This is a genomic window from Pyxidicoccus sp. M15, from assembly GCF_056858435.1.
This window is the reverse complement of the sequence record NZ_CM166495.1, coordinates 6,133,968-6,144,611: the sequence shown is the minus strand read 5'-3', so window position 1 is coordinate 6,144,611 and position 10,644 is coordinate 6,133,968. Positions and strand designations below refer to the sequence as shown.

At 69.5% G+C, this 10,644-nt stretch carries 6 protein-coding genes; 3 read left to right on the top strand and 3 right to left on the bottom strand.

The genetic code is table 11. The annotated features are described in order from the left end of the window. Positions 1-72 precede the first annotated feature (72 nt). Positions 73-1,098, top strand: coding sequence for an ADYC domain-containing protein (locus ACX9TP_RS23030; protein WP_482981882.1), 1,026 nt, complete (start codon positions 73-75; stop codon positions 1,096-1,098). Positions 1,099-1,743: 645 nt separating this feature from the next. Here ACX9TP_RS23030 and ACX9TP_RS23025 read toward each other — a convergent pair. From ACX9TP_RS23025 to ACX9TP_RS23015, 3 genes are all read right to left on the bottom strand, one after another. After that, complete coding sequence (locus ACX9TP_RS23025; RefSeq protein WP_482981881.1) at positions 1,744-2,139, bottom strand: carboxylesterase family protein; 396 nt, start codon at positions 2,137-2,139, stop codon at positions 1,744-1,746. Between the two features lie 99 nt (positions 2,140-2,238). Then, positions 2,239-3,681, bottom strand: coding sequence for a serine/threonine protein kinase (locus tag ACX9TP_RS23020; RefSeq protein ID WP_482981880.1), 1,443 nt, complete (start codon positions 3,679-3,681; stop codon positions 2,239-2,241). 151 nt (positions 3,682-3,832) lie between these two features. Then, positions 3,833-4,546, bottom strand: coding sequence for a hypothetical protein (locus tag ACX9TP_RS23015; protein WP_482981879.1), 714 nt, complete (start codon positions 4,544-4,546; stop codon positions 3,833-3,835). 210 nt (positions 4,547-4,756) lie between these two features. On the opposite strand from ACX9TP_RS23015, the gene ACX9TP_RS23010 reads away from it, so the two are divergent. After that, positions 4,757-7,186 (top strand): ABC transporter permease, encoded by a 2,430-nt coding sequence (locus ACX9TP_RS23010; protein WP_482981878.1) that lies wholly within the window; start codon positions 4,757-4,759, stop codon positions 7,184-7,186. A gap of 293 nt (positions 7,187-7,479) precedes the next feature. Next, entirely contained in the window at positions 7,480-10,572 is a 3,093-nt protein-coding gene (locus tag ACX9TP_RS23005) for a PPC domain-containing protein (RefSeq protein ID WP_482981877.1), read from the top strand. Positions 10,573-10,644: the final 72 nt, after the last annotated feature.

Sequence of the window (10,644 nt, the reverse complement as noted above, 5' to 3'; positions counted from 1 at the left end):
CTGGCCCGAAGCGCGGCGGCCCGGGACGGGACGGCGGCGGTGACGAAGCGCATCCACGAGGCGAGTACCTGCATGAGCAAGCACATCCTGACACTGGTCTGTCTGTTGGGCGGCACTGCCGCGGTTGCCACGGGCCCCTCTCCCCAGAAGTCAGAGCAGGCCCGGCGCCGGGCATCCGCATGCCAGGAGCAGGCGCCCCAGCGCAACACGTGGCCGAACGGCACGCGGCTGTGGGGCACCACGCGCAAGGCGGACAGCGAGGAGATGAGCAGCGTGCTGGCCTCGGTGGACCTCGCACGCGCCCGGCGGGGCGCGACCCCGCTCAAGGGCCTGCGCCTGGAGAACGGACGCCTGGAGGCCCCGGCGACGTCGCCCGAAGGGCTCGTCGGCGTCTTCCTCCAGGGCACGGCGAGCGACGGCCAGCCCGTGGAGGTGGCCCTCTGCGACGCCGAGCCCGATGCCAGGGACTCCTCCATGGTCTGGTATCGCATCCAGGTGTGGAACACGGAGAGCGCCTCCTGGGCCAACCCGTGCACCGCCACCGGCCGGGCGTCCTCGCCCCGGGCGCTCGCGGTGCAGGGTGTCTGGGATGAGACGGGGGCACGCCGCGACGTGGAGGGCCGGTTCACCTTTGCCTGTGAGACCGGCGCCATCGCCAAGTGCATCGACTGGGGTTACAAGCCGTGGGCGCACCGGGACGGCCGCCCGCTCCAGGAGCTGCACCAGGCGTGCACCCGCATGGTGCGCGCCGACTACTGCGGCGACGGACGCAGCCATACCCGCGAGGACACCCCCATCGACCTGTACGATGACCTCCAGCTCCTCACCCGGACGACGCAGGCGTCCCGGGCCTGGGACCCCGAGCAGGCCTCCTTCGAGGCGGCGTGGACGCCCGAGGGAGCCTCATGCCTGGCGCGCACGCGCGATGGGCAGACGCTCGAGACGGCGCTGTCGCAGTGCCTCGAGCACTTCGAGCCAGGCGAGGCGGACCTCGGCGGGGGAGACCGCTGCACGGTGCGCCGCAAGGGTGGGGCCTCCGGGAAGGCCCTGCTGCGCAACCACGCGTACGACAGGGCAGCACAGGCCATGGCTCCGTAGGACGGTGCGACACCAGGAACGGGCCGCCCCGACGTTCGAACACGGACCTGCCCGTACTCACTTGGGGACGCAGGCCTGGAACTCGCACTTCTCCTTGGCGCCGCAGATGAGGGGACCGCTTCCTCCAGCGCCGGTGCCCTCCTTGCAGCATACCGAGCCCTGCTCCACGCAGCCGGCAGGACCAGGGCCGCAGCGCAGGCACTGCAAGCCGGGCTGGCAGATGACCGGCCCCTCTCCGCCCGCTCCCGTCCCCGCCGAGCAACACTCCGTGCCTTTCGGCTGACAGGAGAACTCCGAACCACAAGCCAGGCACATCTCATCGGCCTGACATGTCGTGTCGCCGCAGACCCCGCCGCCGGTCTCCGGACCGTTTCCAGTGCCGACGCCGGGCCCGCCGGAGCACGTGCCGAAACATCCTGTGAATGAGACGACCACCGCTGCCAAAGACATCATCAGGTACCGCCGCACACGCGTGTTCATGATTCCCCCTCGATGGATGCGGCGAACGGCATCCGCTCGCCCGGAGCCACCTTGGCTCCCTGGTAATCCAACGAGGCGGGTCGAACATCTTCCCGCGGCCTCACCGCGACGGCGACACGGGGGGCCTTGCTCCTTCGTCCACACGGGAGCCGCCCTGCGGACCTGTCAGAGCGAGTGGCTCAACATCCACGTGTAGATGTCATGGCCCGCTGAACCGCTGTAGGTCCGGGACCAGGAGTCATGCCCCACGCCCTGGTACAGCGTGAGCTGGGCCGGCGGGCTCGCCGCCGGATTGCAGACGTTGTTGAGCTTGTTGACCGGGTCGATGGACCCCCACTGGGACACGGTTCCATCCGCCGTGCCATGGAAGGCCCACACCGGGACGTTCCACATGTTGCAGATGGCAATCCCGTTGCCATTTCCCGCGATGGGGACGATGGCCGCGAGCTTGTGGGGAAAGGCCACCGCGTAGGACCAGGTGACGATGGCCCCCGCCGAGAGCCCCGTCAGATAGACGCGGTTCGGGTCGACGCGAGAGGCACACCACGAGGCCATGCTCATGACCGGCCAGGCGTCAGGTGCTGGAGCCCCGGTGGCGGACAGCAGGTAGAGCGGCCTGCTCCCGGCTCTTCCGGGCGCATCCCACTCTGGAGCAGATGGCTATGGACCGTTGTCTCGATCTGTGGGGCCCGAGGTGGGAGGGCGTGGCGGACTCAAGACGGGTTGGTAGCACGCGCCCCTGTATTCAAAGCCGCCCCAATCATCACAGTCCTTCAGCTCCACGGGCAGCTTCGTCCAACATCCGCCGTTGATTGCCACCTGCACCGTGCCGGGACAGCGGCCCTTGCCGTCCGGGCGCCGCTGCCCTGAGAAGGGTTTCGGTGGCAGCTCTACCGCGATGGACGCCCACACCGAGGGGGCTCGCTCGGGCGCCACCGGCGCTGTCAGTGCGGAGTCCCCGACGGCCACGGGGCCAGCATCCCTGGACTCTTCTTCCTGCTCCGCAAGCTGGGACACCGCGGGATTCTCCGTGCGACTCACGTTCTGCCCTCCCCCGACGCTCAGCGCCAGCGCGCCTCCGAGGCCGGCGGCCGCGAACCAGGGCCACCGCTGCATGCGCGGAGGGGGCTGCACCGTGACACGCTGGAGGACAGGGAAGAGGCTCGCGGGCCGCCGCTCTTCTCCGGTGAAGAGGGGCTCATCCGCCTCGCTTCCCTCGCTGCGCGCCGCCTGCTCCAGCGCTTCCGCCACCTCCCTCGCGCTGCCTCGCACCCCGGGCCCGGGCGAGAGCATTCGGGACACCAGCGCGCTCAGCTCCGGAAGGCAGCGGGGGTTGCAGACTCGCGCCGTCCAGCGTCCCAGCTCCTTGGGACGCCAGAGCCATGCATCCTCATGCCGTGGGTGCGCTGACGGCGGGTACTTCTCTGTAATGAGTCGATAGGCCGTGACACCCAGGGCGAAGAGGTCATCCGCGGGCCCCGGGGGATATGCGACCGCCGGGAGCTCGCGCGAGCCGAAGACGAAGCGCCACGCCTCCGGCGAGCGGTAGGGCGTCGTGCCGGGAGGAAAGAGATGCGAGGTCAGCGTGGCGGCCCCCACGAAGTGTCCGGAGCCGAAGTCCAGGAGGAAGGGCTGCCCGTCCGCGGGCCGGACGCGGACATTGTCACCCTTCACATCGCGGTGGACGCCTCCGGCCGCGTGGGTGGCATCCAGGGCGCGGGCCAGCCGGGCCAGAAGCTGAAGCACCTGCCGCGAAGACGGGCGCTGTGCCTGGGCCCAGTCATAGAGCGGTGCGCCCTCGATCCATTCCATGACGAGCCAGGGGTAGGACATGCCCTCCTGGGGCTGCCAGTGGCCCTGGTCAATCAGGCGGGGGACGGCGGGGTGATGGATGCGCGAGAGCAGCTCGGCCTCCCGCGCGAAGCGCGCATCCCCGATGTGCAGGGCCAGCTTGAGGGCCACGGGGCAGGCGGACTGCGACTCGGCGAGCTCGGCGCGGTAGACGAGGCCGTAGGTGCCCTGGCCGCGCTGCTCCAGCAGACGCCACGGGCCGATTCGCTTCTCGCGGGGAGGGCTCGCCGGATTGAAGTCGTCAGACGCCATGAGGTCCCTCGTGAGGCGGTCCGCACCGCGCACGAGGAGACTACTCGCGAGGTAGGTGAACTCCAACGCCATCCAGCAGGTGGACGACGGCCCTCTACGTCCGCCCCCCGCTGCCCGAATTGCTCCTCCACGCTCCTTCCCCCCTTGCGAATCAGTTGCCGGCCACGCGCCCATTCAGCCAGGGCACGATGCGGCTCAGCACATCAGGGCGCGGGTTCTCCAGGGTGATGGGGCCCTCGCTCTTCGTGGGAACGGGGACCGGCGCGGGAGGCGTGTAGATCCGGCCCTCGACCTTCAGCGTGGAGGGCAGCGTGAGGCAGTACGTCTGCGGCGTGAACGAGCCGAAGGTCTTGTACACGAGGACGTACTGGCGCCCCGCTTCGACGGGGTAGTCGATGATCGCCGTCCCCGTCTCCAGCGCGTCACGGAGGTAGCTGCCGCCGCCGGCGGTGAAGGTGACGCCATCCTCGATGGACGCCATGCTGAGCGGATACCCGTAGCCATATCGATAGCCATTGGGGTTGACCGAAATCACATCGCCCTGGATGACCACCATTCCGGTCTGTTGGGCGGTGAGGACGAAGGCGTCGTAGCGGAAGTCCAGGATGCCCAGCGCGGAGTCGGTGGTGAGCAGCCCATTGAGCGCGCAGCCCTCGGGTCCCGGGGTGTGGGTGTCGGGGGCCCGAGCCGACGACGTGAGGGAGAAGGGAGAGGTCTGTGTCCGCGGAGTGCCCGTTGATGAATCCGGGGGAGTGTCATCCGGCGTAGGCCCGGGAGCGGGAATGGGCTCCGACTCGGGTTGGCAGGCGGTCACCTGGGCCAGGAGCACGAGCAGGGCGGGGACACACCGATACGAACGCTTCATGGCAATCTCTCCCATCAGGCCGACCCCGTGGGCATGCTCCGGAAAGTCCGCTGCGACGTCAAGGAGGCCGCCCCCGCGTGTGCCGCGTCCGAACACCCGTCGTCCCACAGCCGTACAGCGCCCGAGGCTCTTGTTGACGGCACGTGTCGTCACTTCGCCCACTTGAGTCCCTGGCCGCGTTGGCACGCCTCTGGCTAAAGGAGTCCGGTCATGCCCTCCTTCCTCCAGGACCTGCGCTACGGCGCCCGCTCGCTGCGACGCAGCCCCGGCTTCACGCTGGCGACCGTGCTCGCGCTGGGGCTCGGCATCGGAGCCAACGCCATGCTCTTCAGCGTGGTGAGCGCCCTGCTGCTGCGTCCGCTGCCCCTCCCCCAGCCGGAACAGCTCGTGTCCGTGTGGGGGATGAACCGGGACGAGGGCGACGCCAACTCCGGTCTGGCCCGCCCGGACCTCGAGGACCTGCGCCAGGAGGTGAAGTCCTTCGCCGGGCTGGCTGCGTTCAATTCCGCGGGCGTCACCCTCACCGGCCCGGGCGTGGAGCCCGAGCGCGTGGAGAGTGCGATGGTGAGCGAGGACTTCTTCCGCGTCGTGGGCGTGGCCCCCCTGCTGGGGCGCTGGCTGTCCGCCGAGGAGCAGCTGCTCAACGGCCCACGCGCGGTGGTGCTGTCCCACGGATTCTGGGTGCGCCGCTTCGGGGGCGACGCCCAGGTGCTGGGGCGCACGCTGGAGCTGGACGGCCAGTCCTACTCCGTGGTGGGAGTGATGCCCCCGGGCTTCGACTTCCCCCGGGATGGTGCCAGGGACACGGTGCTGCTCTGGGCCCCGCTGCACGCCAATTCCTTCCTCCGCGCCAACTGGGACAACCGGGGCGCGCACAGCCTGAACGCGGTGGCGCGGCTGGCTCCCGGTGCCCGCCTCACGCAGGCCCAGGCCGAGGCCGATGCCATCACCACCGCGCTCGCCCGGGAGTACCCGGACAGCAACAGCCACCGCTCCGTGAGCCTCATGGGCCTGCAGGAGCGGCTGTCCGCCGGGACGCGCCGCCCTGCCCTGCTGCTGCTGGGCGCGGTGACGCTGCTGCTGCTCATCGCCTGCGTCAACGTGGCGCAGCTCCTGCTGGCCCGCGCGCTGGCGCGGCAGCAGGAGTTCGCGGTGCGCACCGCCCTGGGCGCGGGGCGGGGCGCGCTGGTGGGACAGCTCCTCGCCGAGGGCTCGCTGCTCGCCTTCGCGGGAGGGGCGCTGGGGCTGCTGCTGGGGGTGTGGGGCGTGGACGCGCTGAACGCGTTGCTGCCCGCGGCGGCGCACCAGGTGCAGTCGGTGCGGGTGGACGGGCTGGCGCTGGCGTACACGGCGGGGCTGTCGGTGGCGGTGGCGCTGCTGTGTGGCCTGGCGCCGCTGCACACCGCCGCGAGCGCCAGCCTGGGCGGGCTGCTCCAGAGCACGCGCGGCACCAGCGCGGGACGCGGGGCGCTGCGCTGGCGCGCGGTGCTGGTGTCCACGCAGGTGGCGCTCGCGCTGGTGCTGCTGGCCGGCGCGGGGCTCCTGGTGCGCAGCGCGCAGCGGCTGGCGGCGGTGGACCCGGGCTACCGGCCGGAGAACATCACCCTGCTCCGGGTCAGCCTGCCGGACGTACGCTATGCCGACGACGCCCTGGCCCCCTTCTTCGACCGGCTGCTGGAGCGCACGCGCTCGCTGCCCGGGGTGGAGTCGGCGGCCCTGGTGACGCCGGGGGTGGTGTCCGGCGGCGCCGTCTCACTCAGCCTGGACCTCCCCGAGCGCCCCTCCCCGCCGGGCGAGCATCGGTCCGTGGCCTACCGCGCGATGAGCGACGGCGTCTTCGCCACGCTGGGCATCCCCCTGCGGCGCGGGCGCGACTTCACGTCCCGGGACGATGCCAGCGCTCCGGCGGTGGTGGTGGTGAACGAGGCCTTCGCGCGCCGCTTCTTCCCGGGGGAGGAGGTGCTCGGCAGGAGCATTGTCATCGGCTATGGAAGCCCGCTGCCGCGCGAGGTGGTGGGCGTGGTGGGCGACGTGCGCGCCCGCTCGCTGGACGTGGCCGCCCAGCCGGAGGTGTATGCGCCACAGCAGCAGACGCCCTGGCCCTTCTCCACGCTGGTGGTGCGCAGCCGCCTTGCTCCGGACCAGGTGGCGGCCGCGGTGAAGACGGAGCTGCACCAGCTGGACTCCCAGCTGCCCCTTCCTCCGCCCACCACGTTGGAGCAGAGCCTGGAGCGCTCCGTGGCGGACCGTCGCTTCCAGCGCGTGCTGTTGCTGGCCTTCGCGCTGACGGCGCTGGCGCTCGCCTCGCTGGGCATCTACGGGCTGATGGCCTACAGCGTCGCGCAGCGGCGGCGGGAGCTGGGCATCCGCCTGGCATTGGGGGCGATGCCGCGCGACGTGGTGCGGCTGGTGATGCGTCACGCGCTGCGGATGTGCGCGGTGGGCCTGGGTGTGGGGCTGGTGCTGGCGCTCGCGCTGTCGCGGCTGCTGGAGGGGCTGCTGTACGACGTGAGCGCCACGGACCCGCTCACCTTCGCCGTCGTGCCGCTGCTGCTGCTTGGCGTGGTGGCGCTGGCGAGCTGGCTGCCCGCGCGGCACGCCTCACATGTGTCTCCAGGTGAAGCGATGTCGGCCGACTGAAGCTGTATCCACGTTGCATATGCATCTCTTCGTATTCAATCCCACCTTCCTTGACGGCCGGCATGTCAGACGCCCCGTGAAAATGCCCTGCAATCCCAACCGGGCTGGAAGGTCCCAGGAACGAAGACATGCATACAGGCAGTCGCAGTGCCCTTGTCGTTGGACTGTTGTGGATGTTGGCCGTGGGTTGCAGTCCCGCGAATGGGACAGGCGAACCACCGGCGCTTGAAACCCAGGCGGCAGGCGCCGTCACGCTCCCGGGAACCGCGCTCCAGGATGGCGTTCCCGTCACCGTGTCCGGGGCCGCGGGCTCGGTGACGTACTTCTACGTCGACCTTCCCGCCGGTCTCCAGGAAGTGTCCTTCGCGCTGACGGGAGGAACCGGCAACGCGAACATGTCCGTCAAGCGCGGCGAGGTTCCCACCAACACCGTCTACGATTGCAACCCACGGGCCTCCAGCAATGAGGAGAAGTGCAACGTGCAGGCTCCGCTCGCCGACACCTGGAGCGTGAAGCTCGAAGGGGCGGCGGCGTACGCCAACGTGAAGCTGGTCGTCTATTTCAACCAACCCCTGCCGCTCTTCGCGAACACCAACTACTTCCACTACTCCAACAAGCCGACGATGTTCTTCGTCGACGTCCCGGCGGGAAAGGGGCGACTCGACATCGACTCCTCGGGCAGCAGCACGGTGAAGGCGAGGTGGGGTTCCCGCCCCACCGACACGCTCTACGATTGCAGCGGCACCTGCGACATCTTCAAGCCCCGGGCGGGCCGGTACTACATCCTGATGTCGAACAACACGTCGGGAAACCAGATCCTCCCCTGGGTGACTGGGAGCGTGAAGCCCACCGTGGCCCTTACGAATGGGCAGACGGTGACGGGCATCACCCTGGCGCGGGATGAGCTGGCCTACTACACCCTGAATGTCCCCACGGGGCAGGCCCGGCTCACGGTGGAAATCTCGGCTGTGATTCGCTCCCTCTACGTCCAGCGCGGGGACCCGTTCCCCAGCGGCAGCAGCAGTGCGGTGGACTGCCTCGCCAGTGTTTCGAGCGGCCCCGCTTCGTGCACGTTCGACAATCCGCAGGCGGGGACGTGGTACCTGGTCCTCCGGGCGGACAATGCCTTCTCGAACGTGAGCCTGACGGCTCGCGTGGTCGCCAGCACGGGCACCGGAACGGCGACGTCCCTGCAGAACAACCAGCAGGTGACCGGGCTGTCCGGCAGCCCGTCCGAGGACCGCTACTACGCCCTCACCGTACCCGAGGGCATGCCGGTCCTGAACGTCCGGACGACGCAGGGAACGGGCACTGCCGAGATGTTCGTCCAGCATGGCACCCCGCCAACGCGGGGTCAGGGCACGGCCTGCGGAACCGGCTGCAAGTTCCAGAATCCGGCCGCGGGCACCTGGTACATCCTGGTTCGCGGCTTCACGACATTCTCCGGACTGAGCTTCTCCGCGGGGTATCCCAGCGTGCTCACGCTGGTGCCGGGACAACCGGTGCTCTACGGCGGCAGCGCGCCCTACTACACCTTCGATATTCCCGAGGGGCAGACGGAAGCCAACATCACGCTGACGACCGAGCACAACAACTGGGCCATGGTGAAGCAGGGCTCCTGGTCGACCCATGTCAGCGACGGCTGCCGCTCTCCGTGCCGGCTCTTCCGGCCCCAGGCCGGGCGCTATTACGTCACGGTGTATTACACGACCGGCATCGTCTACGGGACCCTGGCCGGGTGGTACGGGGGTGGCCCGGTCGCCCCGCTGACGGACGGCGTCCCCGAGGCCTTCACGGCCGGTGCGCAGCGTGAGTTCCGGTACTGGCGCATCGACGTTCCGGCGGGACAGTCGCAGCTGCGCGTGGACCACGCCTTCCAGCGCGGGCCCCAGACGCGCCTGTATGTCCGGTACGGGGACGTCCCCGCGACGTTCCAGTACACGTGCCAGGCGACCTCCTGGACGTACAACAACGTCCCTCCGGGGCAGACCTGCGTCATCGACAATCCGCAGGAGGGGGCGTGGTACGTCCTGGTGGCCAGCGAGTCCGCGCTCGACGGAGTCGTCCGGGCGACGACCTCCTCCGGCATCCCGCTCATGACTCCGGGCTACGAGGAGCAGCCGTTTTCGGGGGCCCCCAGCCAGGAACGCGTGTGGAAGGTCGAGGTTCCGGCCGGGCTCAGCGACTTCCGGGTGATGCTCAGCGGTGGATACGGGAACGCGGACCTGTACGTGAAGTACGGCGAGGCCCCGGGCACGACGTACGACTGCGCGTCCACCCGGCCCGACAACGAGGAGAACTGCGAGTTCGCCCACCCGCAGCCGGGCACCTGGTACGTGGCGGTTCGCGGCACAGAGACATTCACGCAGGCGCGCCTGCTCACGACCTTCGCGAGCACCCCTGGTGAAGGCGTGAGGGCGCTGGCCAGCGGGGAGAACGTGGTGGCGCTCGCTGGCAACGCGGGCTCCGTCCAGTACTTCAAGGTGGAGGTGCCGGAGGGCAGGAACCGGCTGGTGGTGGGCATGTCAGGCGGCCGCGGCAACGCGGACCTCGCGGTCAGCCGGGGCGTGCGTCCGACGCTGACGGCGGCGGACTGCCGGAGCCAGGACCTCACCAGCCTGGACGTCTGTGTCTTCGAGAATCCGGCGCCGGGAACGTGGCTCATTCGCGTCGACGGAGAAACGGCCTTCAAGGACGTGGTACTGACGGCCCGGTACAGCGTCACCAACGAGGTCATCCCGATGACGCCGGGCACCCCGGTTCCGAACCTCTACATCGGCCCCAACGAAGCCCTGCTCTTCTCTGTCAGCATCCCCTCTGCCTCCGACTTCGTGCGGGTCGATGTCCAGTCGGGTGTGAATCCGCCCACGGACGTGCGCTTCGCGGACATGACCTACAACAACGTCTTCACGTGCAACACGTCGGGTCGCTTCACGCAGTGCAGGGACAACTTCATGACCAGCTCCCCGGGTCAGCGACGCATTTCGGTCAAGTCCAAGATGCCGGCGACCGCGTCCTGGGGAAACATGGTCACCATCAACGATGGCATCGATGGCTGGAACGATGACACGACCTTCGCGTCCTTGATGAATGGCGTGGCCGTGACGGAGCTGACCGGCAACGGCCAGTTCAAGATCGAGGTGCCCGCAGGCGCCACGAAGCTGACCATCACCACCCGGGGGCCCACCGGGACATCGAGCGACCCGGGGCAGCTCTCCCTGTACGTCAAGGGTCTCAAGCCCGCCTCGAGCTCTCAGTACACCTGTGCTTCGACGGTGACGGGCATCTCGCAGGGGTGCAGCTGGACCAACCCGACGGCAGGGACCTGGTACCTCGCGACCTACTGGACCAGCGGGAGCTACGACGTAAAGGCCACGTTCGAATAGGCGGCCACCGGGCGTAGCCAGTCGCCGCCCCACGCAGCTCGGGTGGGGCGGCCGGCTTCCCCTCCAAGCACT

Coding starts and splice junctions, on each gene's coding strand:
- ACX9TP_RS23030 (WP_482981882.1), top strand. CDS start 73: ATGAGCAAGCACATCCTGACACTGGTCTGTCTGTTGGGCGGCACTGCC.
- ACX9TP_RS23025 (WP_482981881.1), bottom strand. CDS start 2,139: ATGAGCATGGCCTCGTGGTGTGCCTCTCGCGTCGACCCGAACCGCGTC.
- ACX9TP_RS23020 (WP_482981880.1), bottom strand. CDS start 3,681: ATGGCGTCTGACGACTTCAATCCGGCGAGCCCTCCCCGCGAGAAGCGA.
- ACX9TP_RS23015 (WP_482981879.1), bottom strand. CDS start 4,546: ATGAAGCGTTCGTATCGGTGTGTCCCCGCCCTGCTCGTGCTCCTGGCC.
- ACX9TP_RS23010 (WP_482981878.1), top strand. CDS start 4,757: ATGCCCTCCTTCCTCCAGGACCTGCGCTACGGCGCCCGCTCGCTGCGA.